Origin of the sequence: Variovorax paradoxus, from assembly GCF_040544635.1 — a bacterium.
Lineage (GTDB): Bacteria > Pseudomonadota > Gammaproteobacteria > Burkholderiales > Burkholderiaceae_C > Variovorax > Variovorax paradoxus_R.
Genome location: NZ_JBEPKJ010000010.1, coordinates 1 through 16037, shown reverse-complemented (window position 1 = coordinate 16037; position 16037 = coordinate 1). Strand labels below are relative to the sequence as shown.

The window sequence follows — 16037 nt, the reverse complement described above, 5'->3', positions numbered from 1 at the left end:
CCTGTCAGGCGGCGCGGGCCAGCAGCGCATCGACTTCGGCGCGCGTGGGCATCGAGGGTGTCGTGCCCGCGCGCGTCACCGAGATGGCCGCGACCGCCGCGCCGAAGCGCGCCGCCTCGCGGGCGGTGGCACCTTCGGCCAGCGCGGCCGCAAAGCCGCCGTTGAAGGCGTCACCCGCGCCGGCGGTTTCCTTCACCGTGCCGGCGCGGAATACCGGAATGTGCTCGGACCCGCTGGCGCTGTGCAGCAGGGCGCCCTTGTCGCCGAGCGTGATGAGCGCGCAGCCCACGCCCTTGGCGAGGAAGAAGTCGCCCGCGCGGCGCGCGTCCTCGAGGGTTTCGACGGGCATGCCGCTCAGGGCCGCGGCCTCGTGTTCGTTGGGCGTGATGTAGTCGCACAGCGCGTAGAGCGCATCGTCGAAGGGCAGGGCGGGCGCGGGGTTGAACACCGTGACCGTGCCGGCCTTGCGTGCAATCTCCAGCCCGCGCTGTGCGGCGGCGGCCGGCTGTTCGAGCTGGGTGACGAACACGCGCGCACCGCGGATCGCATCGGCGGCCGCATCCACGTCGGCTGCATCGATCAGCGCGGCCGCGCCCGGCACCACGATGATGGCGTTGTCGCCGGTGACTTCATGCACGTAGATGAACGCCGCGCCGGTCGGCTGAGCCGTCACCTGCGGCGCGCGCGGCGTGATGCCTTCGCGCGACCACAGGGCGAGCGCGTCGTTGCCGAAGGCGTCCTGCCCCAGCTTGGAGATGAACGTCACCCCGGCGCCTGCGCGCGCGGCCGCCACGGCCTGGTTCGATCCCTTGCCGCCCGGGCCCATCGCGAAGCCAGAGCCGGCAATGGTCTGGCCCACGCCCGGAAGGCTGGCCGCGCGGAACGCGAGGTCGGCAACGAAGATGCCGAGCACGGCCACGCCGCGCTGCCTGGAAGTGACGACGGTCATGGGGTTCAGTCCTGCGGCGCGAGCACGCCCTTTTTGAAGATGAAGCAGCCGTAGAAGCGGCGCTCGCCGGTGGCAATCACGCAGTAGGCGCGGCGCGCGGCTTCGTAGAAGGCGAAGCGTTCGATCGAGCCCAGCGGGCGCGAGCGCCCCTCGGCGGCGTCGATCTCGCGCTGCATTTCCTGCTGCACCGGCGGGATCTCGTTCGGCTCGCCCATGATTTCCATCCGGCGTGCCGGATCGTCCACCGCCTCGTCGAGCGGCAGCACCGAGAGGATGGCGCGCGCCGCCTCGGTGGTGCCCACGCCGTCGATGCGCAGCAGCCGTCCCAGCGTGGTCTGGCGTGCGACCGAGTCGGCCGGAAAGTTGGCGTCGCACAGCACCAGTTCGTCGCCATGGCCCATGGCGCGCAAGGCGTACAGCACGTCGGCATTGAGCAGCGGATGGATGGACTTCAGCATGCGTACTCCTCGAGAAGGAACGGTTCGGTTGGCCGCGATCTTATGGAAAGAAAACGTTTGCGCAAACGTTTGCTATTTGGGGATTTCCCTTGGTTTCCGGGGTTTCGGCGGCATCGCCGAGGTTCATTCGCCATAAGGAATCCAGATGTTCTTGACCTGCGTGGCATGCCGCAGGAACAGCGGGCCTTCGGCGGCTGCGCCGTCGTGCCAGTCGGTGGCCAGGCCGTGATCGACCAGCGTGCGCTTGAGATTGCCGACAGACAGCCGCTCGGCGCTGCGTGACAGCGCCTTCGCGCCGAAGACCCACAACGCATCGACGTCGTCGTGTTCGGCCAGCGTCTGCACAAGGCCGGCAGCGGGGCCGGTCACGAGGTTGACCACCCCGGCGGGCAGGTCGGAGGTTTCGAGCACCTGGTAGAAGTCGGTGGCGATCAGCGGATGCTTTTCGCTCGGCACGATCACCGTGCGGTTGCCCATGGCGAGCAGCGGGGCGAGCAGGCTCACGAAGGAGAGCAGCGGCGCCTCGTCGGGGCACACCACGCCGACCACGCCGATGGGCTCGACGGTGGCGAGCGCGACGCCGCGCAGCGGCGGCACATGCACCGTGCCTTCGTACTTGTCGGCCCAGGCCCCGTAGGCGAAGAGGCGGCTTGCGGCGGCGTCGACTTCGGCCTCTGCGGCGCGCGCGGCCACGCCGGTCAGGCTTGTGAGACGCGCGGCGAATTCGCCGGCGCGTGCCGAGAGGTTTTCGGCCAGGTAGTAGAGCGCCTGGGCGCGGCGGTGCGGCGTGGCGCTCGACCAGCCTGCGGCGGCGCGCGCAGCGGCCACGGCATTGCGGATGTCCTTGCGGTTGCCGGTTCCCACCTCGCCGATCCGATGGCCGGTGGCGGAGAACACGGGTTGCGACTGCTCGCCGTCGGAGCGCACCTGCTTGCCGCCGATGAACAGCTTGGCCGTGCGGTCGATGGCTGGAAGCGCGCCGGCGGCCGGTGCCTTGTCGGCTTCGCTTGCCGCCGGGGCAGGTGCTGCGGCCAAACGCGGCTTGCGCTCTGCCCATGCGCGCGGCTTCAGGTATTCGTAGCAGCCTTCGCGTCCGCCTTCGCGGCCGTAGCCCGACTCGCGGTAGCCGCCGAAGCCCACGCCCGCGTCGAACAGGTTGGTCGCATTGACCCACACCACGCCGGCCTGCAGTTGCGGCGCGATGCCCAGCGCAAGGCCGATGGTCTCGCTCCACACGCTGGCCGCGAGACCGTAGCGCGTGTTGTTGGCCAGCGCCACGGCCTCGTCGGGCGTGCGGAAGGTCATGGTCACCAGCACCGGCCCGAAGATCTCTTCGGTCGCGACCGTGGAAGCCGGGTGCACGCCCGTCAGCAGAGTGGGCGGAAAGAAGCTGCCGCCCGCCGGCAGCACGCCCGGCAGTTGGTAGCAGGCCGCGCCTTCGCGCACCCCCGTGGCCACCAGCGAACGCACGCGCTCGAGCTGAGAGGGGTCGATCAGGCTGCCGATGTCGATCGCCTTGTCCAGCGGCAGGCCCACGCGCAGGCTCTGCATGCGGCGCTTGAGGCGTTCGATGAAGTCGGCCGCGATGCCTTCCTGCAGCAGCAGCCGCGAGCCGGCGCAGCACACCTGGCCCTGGTTGAACCAGATGGCGTCGACCACGCCTTCGACCGCGGCATCGATGTCGGCGTCGTCGAACACGATGAAGGGCGACTTGCCGCCCAGCTCCAGCGTGAGCGATTTGCCCGAGCCCGCGGTGGCCTCGCGGATCAGGCGGCCCACGTCGGTCGAGCCGGTAAAGGCGATCTTGTCGACGCCTTCGTGCGCCACCAGCGCCGCGCCCGTGGCGCCGTCGCCGGTCACCACGTTCAGCACGCCGGCGGGCAGGCCGGCCTCCGCCGCAAGTTCGGCGAACAGCAGGGCGCTGAGCGGCGTGAACTCCGCGGGCTTGAGCACCACCGTGTTGCCCAGCGCGAGCGCGGGCGCGATCTTCCAGGCCAGCATCAGCAGCGGGAAGTTCCACGGAATGATCTGGCCGATGACACCCAGCGGCACCTGGTCGGCGAACTCGCGCTCCTGCAACTGCGCCCAGCCGGCGTGGTGATAGAAGTGGCGCACCGCCAGCGGTACGTCGAGGTCGCGCGTCTCGCGGATCGGCTTGCCGTTGTCCAGCGCCTCGACCACCGCGAGCAGCCGCGCATGGCGCTGCACCATGCGCGCCAGGGCGTACAGGTGCCGTGCACGGCCATGGCCGCCGAGCGCCAGCCAACCGGCCTGCGCGGCGCGCGCCGCGGCAACGGCCGCATCCACGTCCTGGACAGATCCTTGTGCGATGCGGGCGAGCCGCTGGCCGGTGGCCGGCTCGACGGTGTCGAAATGCGCGCCGGCCGATGCGGCGGTGAAACGGCCGCCGATGAAGTGGCCGAAGCCCTCCGCATGGCGCGAGAGCCATTGGCGGGCGTCGGTGTCGCTCTCTGGCGCGGGGCCGTAGTCCATGGTGTCGAAATAGCGTGCGACGCTGCTGTTGCTGCTGCTCATCGGGTCATCCGATCGGGTGGCGGTGGAAGGCCGAGTAGCGGCCCGTGACGTGGTGCTCCAGCTGGCGCTCGATGTCGGCCAGCAGGGTGGAGGCGCCGATGCGGAACAGCTCGGGTTCGAGCCAGGCGCGGCCCAGCTCTTCCTTCATGAGCACCTGGTAGTCGAGCGCGGTCTTGGCGGTGGAGACACCGCCGGCCGGCTTGTAGCCCACGCGAAAACCCGTGCGGGCTTCGTACTGGCGGATCATGCGCAGCATCACCAGCGTCACCAGCGGCGTGGCGTTCACGCCTTCCTTGCCGGTGGAGGTCTTGATGAAATCGGTGCCGGCCATCATGCAGACCATCGAAGCCTTGGCCACGTTGCGCAGCGTCTTGAGTTCGCCCGTCGCGAGGATGGCTTTCACATGCGCATCGCCCGCGGCGAGGCGGAAGTCACGCATCTCGTCGTAGAGCTTGCGCCACTCGCCGGTGAGCACATGTTCGCGCGTGATGACGATGTCGATCTCGGCCGCGCCGTCGCGTACCGAGGCTTCGATTTCCTTGAGCTTGAGTTCGTGCGGAATCAGCCCGGCCGGAAAGCCTGTGGACACCGCCGCCACCGGAATGCCGGTGCCCGCGAGCGCATCGACGGCCGTGGCCACGAAGCGGTGATAGACGCAGACCGCGCCGGTGTGCAGCGTGCGGTCCGCAAAGCCCAGCGCGGCCAGCAGGTCGGGGCGTACGGGGGTCACGGCCTTGGCGCACAGCCTGCGCACGCGCTCGGCCGTGTCGTCGCCGTTGAGCGTGGTCAGGTCGATGCAGCTGATGGCCTTGAGCAGCCAGCCGGCCTGCGCGTCCTTCTTGACCGAGCGGCGGCCGGGCAGCGTGGCCACGCGGCGTTCGGCGGCCGAGAGATTGACGCGGATGTTGTCGAACCAGCCGGCCTCGAAGGGCTGCGCGGTGTTGCGCGCGACGGGGTGCGGCTTGTTGTCGGGCGCCGCGGCGGCAGCGTCGGCCTCAGCGGCAACAGCCGGCGGCGATGCGGCCGCGGCGGTTGAAACGGGGCGCGCGCGCACCGCGCCGCTGGCACGAACGAGGGAAGTGGAATTCATGGCGTGAAGGGCACCGGGGCGCGCAGGCACCGCATGAGCGGCAGGCAGGCAATGGACATGTCGTTGTCTCTGATCGGTTGTGCAAGCCGTCGTGCAGGGCCGTCGGCGTAGCGGCATGAATGTTATTGCAATAACATTTAATCGCGCAAGATGTTTTTGAAATAACATTTTCGATGCCCGATACTCGGGCTTGTGGACCAGAGGAACAACAACATGCGAAAGACCGCCGGCGCCGAGGCCCGGGCCCTGCGCCTTGCAAAGATGCAGGAGCTCGTCGAGACCGGCGGACCGTTGCCGATCAAGCAGGCCGCACAGCGGCTGGACGTGACGGAAATGACCATCCGCCGCGACCTTTCTGCGGCCGATTCACCGCTCAGTGCCCTCGGCGGCTATGTGCTCGCGACTGCGCTGCCGGGCGGCGACAGGTACTCGCTCGACGAGGCTAGCGACCAGCACGCGGCGCACAAGCGCGTGGCCTGCCAACGCGCCGCCGAATGGGTGCAGGCGCATGACAGCCTGTTCATCGATTGCGGCACCACCATGGTCCATTTTGCGGAGGCATTGCCGCCCGAGATCCCGCTGAGCGTGGTGTGTTACTCCGCGAACATCGCGTCGATCCTGAGCCGCCGGCCGAATACGCAGCTGATGCTGATGGGCGGGCTGTACCACGCGTCGTCGGCCACGTTCTTTTCCGACGAGGGGCTGCAATATCTCAATCGACTGGGCGTGAACAAGGCCTTCATTTCAGCTGGCGGGCTGGACCTGGAGCGGGGCGCGAGCTGCTCCAATTTTCACGAAGTACCCGTGAAGCAGGCGGCAATCCGCAGCGCATCCGAGAGCTTCCTGATCGCGGATGAAAGCAAGCTCAACCGACTGCGGCCCGCTTTCTTCAGTCCGCTCGATGCGTTTGCGCGCATCGTGGTGGGCGGGGCGCCCGCGCCGGGTTTGCGCAAACAGTTCAAGGAGCTGCCGATCGAGTTTGCGCGGCCCATGGCCGCCTGAGGCCTTACTCCACCACCGGCACCTCGCGCCAGTTGAGCAACCGCAGGCTCAGGCCGGACGAGAGGGACACCTTCAGGTTCTCCGTCCAGCATCACAGCTCCATCCGGTACCCCACGCCATAGATCGACCTGATCCAGTCGTCCGCTCCCCCGGCCTCGACGAGCTTGCGGCGCAGGTTCTTGATGTGGCTGTCGACCGCACGGTCGGTGACGGCACGCTGGTCGTCGTAGATGCGGTTGAGCAGCTGCTCGCGCGAATACACCCGCCCCTGCGATCCATACAGCACCCCGAGCAGGCGAAACTCCACGGGCGTGAGATCGAGCAAGCGGCCATTGAGGCTCGCGCGGTATGTCTCTGCCTCGAGAACCAGCACGGTTCCGGACGCATCGGCATCGGGCCCCTGGCGATAGCGGCGCAACACGGCACCCACGCGCGCGATCACCTCGCGGGGGCTGAAGGGCTTGCAGACGTAGTCGTCGGCGCCGATCTCCAGGCCCAGCAGCCGATCGATCTCCTCGACGCGCGCGGTCAGCATGATCACCGGCACCGTGCTGTGCCTGCGCAGCTCGCGGCAGATGTCCATGCCGTCGCGCCCGGGCAGCATGAGGTCCAGCAGGACCAGGTCGGGCCGTTGCTCGTGGAAGGCAGGCATGGCCAGCGCGCCGTCGGCAACCCAATGGTGCGTATAGCCGGCGGTGCCGAGATAGTCGCCCAGCACTGCGGCCAGCCGGGGCTCGTCCTCGACGATCAGGATGTGCGCTTGCGGGGTGTTCATGGCGCGGCCAGCGGCAATTCGATGCGGATGCGCAGCCCGCCCAGCGGCGATGGCTCGGCGACGATCTTGCCGTCGTGTGCCTCGACGATGTTGCGGCAGATCGCCAGCCCCAGGCCGCTGCCACCGCTGGCACGGTTGCGCGAGGCTTCCAGGCGGTAGAAGCGCTCGAACAGCTTTTCCAGCTTGTCCTCGGGAACCCCGGGGGCACTGTCCTCGATGGAAATGCCGGCCACTGCGTCATCGCGCTGGCAGTGCAGCCGCACGATGCCGCCCTTGTCCGTGTAGCGCAGCGAGTTTTCCAGCAGGTTTCCGAACAGCTGCTGCAGGCGTGCCTCGTCGCCGCTGATCGACAGCGGGGGCGGTGCGATCGACACCTCGAGCCGCAGGCCGGCCGCCTCGAAGCGCCGTTGCATGCCAGCCTGTGCGGCCTGCAGCACGGTCACAAGATCGATCGGCGCGCGCCGGTAAGCCATTGCGCCGACGTCCGTCAGCGACAGGTCGTGCAGATCGTCGATCAGCTTGCCCAGCTGCCCGATCTCCTGGTTCATGGCCTCCAGCGTGGAGGCGCTCGGCGGCCGGATGCCGTCCTGGATGGCCTCCAACTCCGCGCGCAGCACCGCGAGCGGCGTGCGCAGCTCGTGCGAGATGTCCGCCATGAAGGTGCGCCGCGCGCGCTCGGTGTGCTCCAGCGTTTGCGCGAGCTGGTTGAAGTCCCGGGCGAGGGTCCCCAGTTCGTCGTTGGCGCCGATCTCGACGCGCGAGGCGTAGTCGCCGGCCGCGAGCCGGTGGGTGGCGCCGGCCATGCCGCGCACGCGCCGCAGCAACGCCCGCGCGAGCACGAAGGTCAGCAGGGCGGCCACGGCGAGCGAGGCCAGGACGATCATCCGCAGCGCCCCGAATTGCTGTTCGAGAAAGCGGGCCTCGCCGCTTGCGAGCACCTTCTCGAAGGGCACCGTCGCAATCCAGCCCACGGTGCGGCCGCCTGCCACCACGGGCAGGCGAATGGAATCGGCCGCCACCTGGGGGTTGCCGGCGACATGCCGCAACCCGGCGTCCAGCACGCCCATGCGCAAGATCACGCCGGTCTGGTCGGAGGAGGTCAGCGCAGGCGGCGTGGACGCGTCCTGGGCGCGCGAGAGTGCGAGGTCCATCCATGCCCTGAAGTCGGTGCGCAGGAAGTCCCAGTTGCCATGCTTGTCATAGCCCGCCGCAAGGCGCGGCACGATCTCTTCCATGCGCTGCGTGGCCTGTTCGTTCAGGTAGCCCAGAAAGCCGCGCTCGAAGCTGATGCGCATGGCGACACCCTGCACGACCAGCACGGCGGCGCAGGCCACCAGCACGGCGAGGAAGAGCTTGGCTGTGATGCCGACTTTCATGGAAAGAGGCGGCCGATGGCGGACGGATGATGCCGGGTCATCCGGGTATTAGCGCCGCACCGGCCGACAAAATCAAGGATGGGCCGGGGCCTGGCCGTGGCATCCATAGTTGCTCCACATTTTCTTCCGAGCATGGCGACTTTCGGTCACGCCGACATCTCTCCACGCTCATGACTCGCTTCGATTCCCCATACCCGTTCCGGCTTCCTGTGTCTGCGGCGGCACTGGCCGTGGTGCTGGCGCTGACCGCCTGCTCGCGCCAACAGCCCATGCCCGCGATGCCGCAGGCCGAAGTCGCCGCAATCACCGTCAAGCCCGAATCCCTTGCGATCGACAGCGAATTGCCGGGCCGCACCAGTGCCTACCAGAGCTCCGACGTGCGTCCGCAAGTGGGCGGCATCCTGCGCAAGCGATTGTTCAGCGAAGGCGCGGACGTGAAGGCCGGACAGGTTCTCTACGAGATCGACCCCGCGACCTACCAGGCCGCCTACGACACGGCCAGAGGCGACCTGGCGAAAGCCGAGGCGTCGGTCATCTCGGCGCGCCCCAAGGCCGAGCGCTACCGCAGCCTGGTGGCGCTGGATGCCGTCAGCAAGCAGTCCGGCGACGAGGCCCTGGCGGCCTTGCGCGAAGCCGAAGCTTCGGTGATTGCGGCGAAGGCCTCGCTGCAAAGCGCGAAGATCAACCTGAACTACACGCGGATCACAGCGCCGATCCCGGGCCGCATCGGCACCTCCACGTCTACGCCGGGCGCGCTGGTCACGGCCGACCAGAGTACGGCGCTGGCAACCATCAACCAGCTCGATCCGATCCTCGTCGACGTGACGCAGTCCAGCGCGCAGTTGCTGCAGCTGCGCCGGCAGCTCGACGCCGGTGCGCTGAAAGCCGTCGCGGGCAAGGCGCAGGTGCGCATCGTGCTGGAGGACGGCAGCACCTATGCGCGTGCCGGCACGCTGGAGTTTGTCGGCGCTTCGGTCGACAAGACCACGGGCAACGTGCAGCTGCGCGCGATCGTTCCCAACCCCGAGAAGCTCCTGCTGCCGGGCATGTACGTGAAGGCCGTTCTGTCGATGGCGACCGACGAGCAGGCCTTGCTGATTCCGCAGCAGAGCGTGTCGCGCAATGCCAAGGGCGAAGCCGTCGCGCTGGTGGTCGGCGAGGACGCGAAGGTGCAGCAGCGGGTGTTGGAGATCGGCCAGGCGGTGGGCGACCGGTGGTCGGTTCGCTCCGGACTGAAGGCCGGTGAAAAGGTGGTGGTCGAGGGCGGCCAGAAGGTGAAGGCCGGCGACAGCGTCAAGGTGGCCGACAGGGTGGCCGACGGTCGCGCGGCGCAGAAGGCAGCGACCCTCCCCACCGCGGCAGTGCCCTCTGGCACGCGGCCGGCGAACTGAGGAGAACGGCCATGGCTCGCTTCTTCATCGACCGCCCCATCTTCGCGTGGGTGATCGCCATCGTCATCACCCTGGCCGGTGCCATCTCGATCTTCAACCTGTCGCTGGAACAGTACCCCGACATCGCACCGCCGACGATCTCCGTCAATGCAACCTATACGGGCGCTTCGGCTGAAACGGTGCAGAACTCGGTCACGCAGATCATCGAGCAGCAGATGACCGGCCTGGACAATCTGCTGTACATGTCTTCGAGCAGCAGTTCGGCGGGAACAGCCTCCCTGACGCTGACCTTCAAGTCGGGAACCGATGCGGACACGGCGCAGGTCCAGGTTCAGAACAAGGTTTCGCAGGCGGAGGCGATGCTGCCCGAAGCGGTGAAGAGCCAGGGCGTGACGGTGCGGAAGGCCGGCAGCAGCGGCATGTTCATGGTGCTGGCGTTCACCTCGGATGACGGCAGCATGAGCGCCACCGACATTGCCGACTACATGGTGTCCACGCTGAAGGACTCGGTCAGCCGCGTCAACGGCGTCGGCAACGCCAACGTCTTCGGCTCGCAGTACTCGATGCGCATCTGGCTCGATCCGGAAAAGCTGCAGACCTACGCGCTGATGCCCTCGGACATCACGAGCGCCATCTCCGCGCAGAACGCGGACGTCTCGTCCGGCGCGCTCGGCGACCTCCCGGCAGTCGACGGACAGCAGCTCAATGCCACGGTCACGTCGCGCAGCAAGCTCAAGAGCGTCGACCAGTTCGAAGCGATCGTGCTCAGGTCCGATACGAGCGGAGCGACCGTCTACCTGCGCGACGTGGCGCGCGTGGAACTCGGCTCGGAGAATTATTCGTCATCCGCCAAGTTCAACGGAAAACCGGCCGCGGGCATGGGCCTGCAACTGGCGACGGGCGCCAACGCACTGAGCGTTGCCAAGGCGGTGGAGGCCAAGCTGGGAGAGCTTCAGCCGTATTTTCCCGCCGGCCTGAGTTACAAGGTGGCCTACGACACCACGCCTTTCGTGCGCATCTCGATCGAGGAAGTTGTCCAGACCCTGCTCGAGGCCATCGTGCTCGTGGTTCTGATCATGTATCTGTTCCTGCAGAACTGGCGGGCGACGCTGGTGCCGGTCATTGCCGTGCCGGTGGTGCTGATGGGCACCTTCGGTGTGCTGTCGCTGCTCGGATACTCGATCAACACGCTGACCATGTTCGGCATGGTGCTGGCCATCGGCCTCCTGGTGGACGATGCCATCGTGGTGGTGGAAAACGTCGAGCGCGTGATGTCCGAAGAGGGGCTGTCGCCGCGCGAGGCCACGCGCAAGTCGATGGGCCAGATCACAGGCGCGCTGGTGGGCATTGCGCTGGTGTTGACCGCGGTGTTCGTGCCGATGGCCTTCTTCGGCGGTGCAACGGGCGAAATCTATCGCCAGTTCTCGGTCATCATCGCGGCGTCGATGATTCTTTCGGTGATCGTCGCATTGACCCTGAGCCCGGCACTGTGCGCCACGCTGCTCAAGCCGATAGAGAAGGGCGGCCATGCGTCCGCCCGCGGGCCGCTGGGCCGTTTCTTCGCATGGTTCAACAACCGCTTCGATCGCGGTGCCGAACGCTACGGAAACGGCGTTTCGCAGGTGTTGAAGCACCGCAAGCTCGGCGGCCTCGTCTACCTTGTCGCGGTGGTCGTGATGGGCCTACTGTTCTGGCGCCTGCCTTCTTCTTTCCTGCCGGAGGAGGACCAGGGCATGCTGATGGTGATGTACAGCGCACCGCCCGGGGCCACGCAGCAGCGCACGCTGCAGTCGATGGACAAGGTGACGGAGTTCGTGCTCCAGCAACCGGAGGTCGAAGGCATCTTCGCGGTCGCCGGCTTCAGCTTTGCGGGCAGCAGTCAGAACGCCGGCATGGGCTTCATCAAGCTCAAGGACTGGAGCCAGCGCAGTGCGTCCGCGCAGCAGGTCGCCATGCGCATCACCGGGGCGATGATGGGGTCCATGCGCGATGTGCAGGTCTTTGCCATGACGCCTCCGGCGATCAGCAGCCTTGGCACGAGTTCCGGCTTCACGCTGCAGTTGCAGGACCTGGCGGGCCGCGGCCACGAGGCGCTGGCCGAGGCTCGCCGCGAGCTCCTCGCGCAAGCCGCCAGGAACCCGAAGCTCAGCGCCGTGCGCTACAACAGCCTGGAAGACGCGAACACCTTCCAGGTCTCGATGGACGACCGGAAGGCGGGTGCCTTCGGACTTTCAGCATCCGACATCAACAGCACGCTGTCGACCATCATGGGCGGCAGCTACGTCAACGATTTTCTCAACGGCGGCCGCGTGAAGAAGGTCTATGTGCAGGGCGAGGCGTCCGCACGCATGCTGCCGCAGGACATCGAGCGCTGGCACGTGCGCAACGCCAGCGGCGACATGGTGCCGTTCTCGAGCTTCTCGAGCAGCGGGTGGGGCTTTGCACCGCAGGTACTGCGGCGCTTCAACGGCTCCGAGTCGATGGAAATCACCGGCAGCGCCGCAAGCGGCGTCAGCTCCGGCGAGGCCATGGCGGAGATTGCCGGCCTGGTCAGGCAGCTTCCGGGCGGTTTCGGCTATTCGTGGTCGGACATGTCCTATCAGGAGCAGGCCGCCGGCTCCCAGACCTGGCTGCTCTATGCCGCATCGCTGGTGTTCGTGTTCCTTTGCCTTGCCGCGCTGTACGAAAGCTGGTCCATCCCGATCTCGGTGATGCTGGCGGTGCCGGTGGGCATCGCCGGCGCATTGCTGGCGACCTGGCTGCGCGGCCTCTCGAACGACATCTACTTCCAGGTCGGCTTGTTGGCCACCATGGGGCTGGCTGCGAAGAACGGCATCTTGATCGTCGAGTTCGCGAAGGAACTGGAGGCCAAGGGCGTTTCCCTGGTGGAGGCAACCCTGCAGGCCGCGCGCCTGCGGCTGCGCCCGATCCTGATGACCTCGTTGGCTTTCATGCTCGGCGTGCTGCCGATGGTGATCGGCAGCGGCGCCGGCTCGGGCGGACGCCACTCGCTGGGCACCGGCGTGTTCGGCGGAACGCTGTTTTCCACTGCGTTCGGCATCTTCTTCGTACCGCTGTTCTATGTGGCCGTGCGCTCGCTCTTTCCGGGGCGCCGCGACGCCGCGCCACGTGCCGGGGAGGTGGAAGCATGAAGCGCTTCGGCTTGCCCTCCCTGCTGGCGACCGCGCTCCTGCTCGGTGGATGCATCAGCATGGCGCCCGACTACCAGCGGCCTGATGCTCCCGTGGCCCCGCAGTGGCGTGACGCGCCGGCCACCCAAGCGGCCACCGCCGACACGGCATCCGTGAACAGGCCGGCCGCCGAGATTCCCTGGCAAGACTTCTTTCAGGACGAACGCCTGCGCCAGGTGATCGCATTGGCCCTGGTGAACAACCGCGACCTGCGCATTGCCATGCTCAACATCGAGAAGGCGCGCGCGCAGTACCGCATCCAGCGGGCGGACCTGTTTCCCGCGATTACCGCCGGAGGCAGCCAGAGCGCCAGCCGGACACCAGCTTCGGTCAGCGCAAGCACAAGCTCCGGCAGCAGTTCGGCCAGCGCAGTCATCAGCCGCCAGTACAGCGCCGACGTCGGGTTCAGCAGCTACGAGCTCGACCTGTTCGGTCGTATCCGCAGCCTGACGGACGAGGCCCTGCAGACCTTCCTGGCCACTACGGAAACCCAGCGCAGCACGCGCCTGAGCCTGGTGGCGGAAGTTGCGGGCGACTGGCTGACGCTGGCGGCGGACCGGCAGCGGCTCGCCCTCGCGCGCCAGACCTTGGAGAGCCAACGCGAATCGCTGGGGCTGACCGAGCACCAGCATGCGCAGGGCACGGCGTCCGGCCTGGATCTGGCGCAGATTCAGACCAGCGTGGAAAGCGCAAGGGCCGATGTCGCCAGCTACGCCGCGCAGGTGCAGCAGGACCGCAACGCCCTGGAACTGATCGTCGGCGCCACGGTGCCCGAGGAAATGCTGCCGCCGGAAGAAGCCCTGAAGGCGCCGGTGGCGCTGGCGCAGATTCCCGCCGACATGCCTTCCTCGGTGTTGCTGCAGCGCCCCGACGTCCTCTCCGCGGAGCGCTCGCTGAAGGCCGCCAACGCGGACATCGGTGCGGCCCGCGCGGCGTTCTTTCCGACCATCTCGCTGACGGCATCGACCGGCTTCAGCAGCAGCCAGCTCGCGGGTCTGTTCGGCAGCGGCAACCGCAGTTGGTCGTTCGCGCCCGGCATCAGCGTGCCGATCTTCAACGCCGGCAGCCTGCGTGCTTCGCTCAAGGTATCGGAGGTCGAACGCGACGTCGCGGTGGCCACCTATGAGAAGACCATCCAGACGGCATTCAAGGAGACGGCCGATGCCCTGGCCGTCCGCGCCACGCTGCAGGAGCGGCTGGATGCGCAACAAGCACTGGTGGAGGCGGCATCGCGAAGCTACAAGCTGTCCACGGCGCGCTATCGCGGCGGCGTCGACAGCTATCTCGACGCGCTGGATTCGCAGCGAAGCCTCTATACGGCGCAACAGAACCTGATCTCGCTCCAGCTCACGGAGAGCAGCAACCGTGTCACGCTCTACAAGGTTCTCGGGGGGGCTTGCAGACGGGAGAAGCTGAATGATTCAGATGGGCCGGATCTCACGAGAGCGCACTCAAGAAGCGCTCACACTTTTGGTGACTTCTACACAGGCTTGCGCATTGCTCAACGCTGCAGGGTGCATTGCTTTCGCTTGGGGTAAGCCCTTCATCGCCGCCCACGTCACCAGCCAGGCGTCCAAGTCGTTGAGGCCGAGCGCCATCATCGATTCGATGATCGTGAGACACAGGAAATTTGCCGTTCCCGAATCAGAGAGAACATTCCCAACGAACGAGGTCTGAGCAGCCACGTACCAGTTCTGCTGGAGAAGGTGCGATTTGATCGTAAGGTCGCCCGCGGAATTCCTTATCAGCGGGTAAGACAGGATCGCCGCTGCATTCTTGGTTTCGAGGATGGCCTTTTTGGCCTCCTCGGGTTTTCTCATGCAGTATGTCGCCTTGGAACTGGGCTCACATATCTGCCACTGGGAAAAGAGCGAAGGCCGCGGCGGCGCGAAGCCGATGGTCCAGTAACCTACCTCTTGCAAGGGGCCGTCCCAATCGGAGGTACTTCTTGGGACTCGAAGAGCGACGCGAACCCCACCTTCCGCAGTCCATTGGACAAGATTCCGATCACTGCGGTGTGTCTCCCCGACCTTGCTCGAGAAGAGCTTGCTTATGACTTGATCGATTGCAGACGCACGTTCTCTGGTGCCGGGCTCACTGAGTTTCGTAATGACGGTCGCTTGAGGACTGACCGTCTTGATTGCACCGAGTGCTGCTTGCAAAGCGGCACTGGCCGCACCGGACTCCATCGCGCGGCTGCCGCGAAACTGCAAGACCAACTGCGGGATCGGGGCGGCCGCATCGCGGTTGGCGAGAAACCATGGAAAGTTGTGCGCGTCATGCGTAACGTCCCGATCCCATGTCGACCCATTGCGGTCGCTCGTGGAAGAGAGTGTTGCCAGCGAGATCGTCTCTTCGTAGCTTCCCGTGCGCACTCTCAAGGAAAGATTGATGTCATCCTTGAGCCCGATGAGATAGCGCTGAAGCCACTGACGTGTCTCGTACCCACGTTCCTGCGTCGCTTCTTGCCCGGGCAGGCCATTCTGTTCGTTGGCATCGCCAACGACAGCCAAGCGTGTGTACATATTGTGCAGGGACACTGCTGTGTTGGTACTCCGGTCAAGGTCGGTGTAGCCTGTCAGGGGAGTGATGTCCACTCGCGGTATTGGCCGCCGGTCTTTGGTTGTTGCGTCAGGAGTTGGAGCCGCAACCGGTGCACCATTTGCGGCGGGTGCCGGAGGCGGCGTTCCTGCTGCAGCAGGAACTGCGGCTGGAGCGGGTGCTGGAATTGGGGTCCCACCAGCGGGCGGTCCCGGGGACGCGACCGGACGGGCGGGCGGATCAGGGGCTATAGGAACAGGGGAGATGGCCCAGGCGGGTGCAGTCGTGCTGCCGATTGCACTTCGTGGGGGCTCTAGCTTGGCAGGGGGGCTACCCACAGCGCAGGCGGTAAGAGCGCAAGCAGTCGCGACTATGCCGAAGGTGCTTACGAGATTCATGGTTCTTCTTCTCCGTCCTGATCGAGCTCTTGTGTCCGAGCAATGAAAGTCGCTAGCTCTCAGGTTTTAACCTCCTGCTCTCTGCAGCAGTATCTTTCGGCAAGGAAGGGCGCACATCAGCTATTCATGGGATGAGGGCGCTTCAGGTATCGGTTGATTTCAGCCATAGACGAATCGCCAGGCGAGCCCGATCACGCGCCGGAAATCATCCCGAACTGCATGCAGGCATCGATGCGCTCACCACTTCATGCGCAACCCCAATGAGCCTTGCACCGTGCGCTTCACCTTCGCGTCGCCACCGGAGGCCCAGAGCTTGCCCACTTCGCCGTAG

Annotated in this window: 11 protein-coding genes; 4 read left to right on the top strand and 7 right to left on the bottom strand. The window is 66.6% G+C overall.

Features of this window, described 5'->3' with window-relative positions; all coding sequences use genetic code 11:
• Positions 1-4 precede the first annotated feature (4 nt).
• The 4 genes from ABIC94_RS17295 to deoC form a co-directional block, all read right to left on the bottom strand.
• The gene (locus tag ABIC94_RS17295) at positions 5-949 is read right to left on the bottom strand and encodes a ribokinase (protein ID WP_354374231.1); all 945 of its coding nucleotides are present in this window, start codon (positions 947-949) and stop codon (positions 5-7) included.
• Between the two features lie 5 nt (positions 950-954).
• Positions 955-1407 (bottom strand): RbsD/FucU family protein, encoded by a 453-nt coding sequence (locus ABIC94_RS17290; protein ID WP_354374230.1) that lies wholly within the window; start codon positions 1405-1407, stop codon positions 955-957.
• 123 nt (positions 1408-1530) lie between these two features.
• Positions 1531-3942 (bottom strand): aldehyde dehydrogenase family protein, encoded by a 2412-nt coding sequence (locus ABIC94_RS17285; protein ID WP_354374229.1) that lies wholly within the window; start codon positions 3940-3942, stop codon positions 1531-1533.
• A 4-nt stretch (positions 3943-3946) separates the two neighbouring features.
• Positions 3947-5032, bottom strand: a complete 1086-nt coding sequence (gene deoC / locus ABIC94_RS17280) for a deoxyribose-phosphate aldolase (RefSeq protein WP_354374228.1) — start codon at positions 5030-5032, stop codon at positions 3947-3949.
• 213 nt (positions 5033-5245) lie between these two features.
• On the opposite strand from deoC, the gene ABIC94_RS17275 reads away from it, so the two are divergent.
• Entirely contained in the window at positions 5246-6034 is a 789-nt protein-coding gene (locus tag ABIC94_RS17275; protein ID WP_354374227.1) for a DeoR/GlpR family DNA-binding transcription regulator, read from the top strand.
• 91 nt (positions 6035-6125) lie between these two features.
• Here ABIC94_RS17275 and ABIC94_RS17270 read toward each other — a convergent pair whose 3' ends face one another.
• Together ABIC94_RS17270 and baeS are read right to left on the bottom strand one after the other, a co-directional pair.
• A complete protein-coding gene (locus ABIC94_RS17270) occupies positions 6126-6809 on the bottom strand; it encodes a response regulator (RefSeq protein ID WP_354374226.1) in 684 nt (227 codons plus the stop codon).
• Positions 6806-8185 (bottom strand): sensor histidine kinase efflux regulator BaeS, encoded by a 1380-nt coding sequence (gene baeS / locus ABIC94_RS17265; protein WP_354374225.1) that lies wholly within the window; start codon positions 8183-8185, stop codon positions 6806-6808. Before baeS ends, ABIC94_RS17270 begins: the two co-directional genes overlap by 4 nt.
• Before the next feature lie 170 nt (positions 8186-8355).
• Here baeS and ABIC94_RS17260 point away from each other — a divergent pair, with 170 nt between their 5' ends.
• The 3 genes from ABIC94_RS17260 to ABIC94_RS17250 are packed head-to-tail and all read left to right on the top strand — an operon-like array spanning position 8356 to position 14305.
• Complete coding sequence (locus ABIC94_RS17260) at positions 8356-9576, top strand: efflux RND transporter periplasmic adaptor subunit (RefSeq protein WP_354374224.1); 1221 nt, start codon at positions 8356-8358, stop codon at positions 9574-9576.
• 11 nt (positions 9577-9587) lie between these two features.
• Positions 9588-12728, top strand: coding sequence for an efflux RND transporter permease subunit (locus ABIC94_RS17255; RefSeq protein WP_354374223.1), 3141 nt, complete (start codon positions 9588-9590; stop codon positions 12726-12728).
• Positions 12725-14305, top strand: coding sequence for an efflux transporter outer membrane subunit (locus ABIC94_RS17250; protein WP_354374222.1), 1581 nt, complete (start codon positions 12725-12727; stop codon positions 14303-14305). The genes ABIC94_RS17255 and ABIC94_RS17250 overlap by 4 nt, the downstream gene beginning before the upstream one ends.
• Here ABIC94_RS17250 and ABIC94_RS17245 read toward each other — a convergent pair.
• Complete coding sequence (locus tag ABIC94_RS17245; protein ID WP_354374221.1) at positions 14219-15364, bottom strand: hypothetical protein; 1146 nt, start codon at positions 15362-15364, stop codon at positions 14219-14221. The two genes, ABIC94_RS17250 and ABIC94_RS17245, sit on opposite strands and share 87 nt — an antisense overlap.
• Positions 15365-16037: the final 673 nt, after the last annotated feature.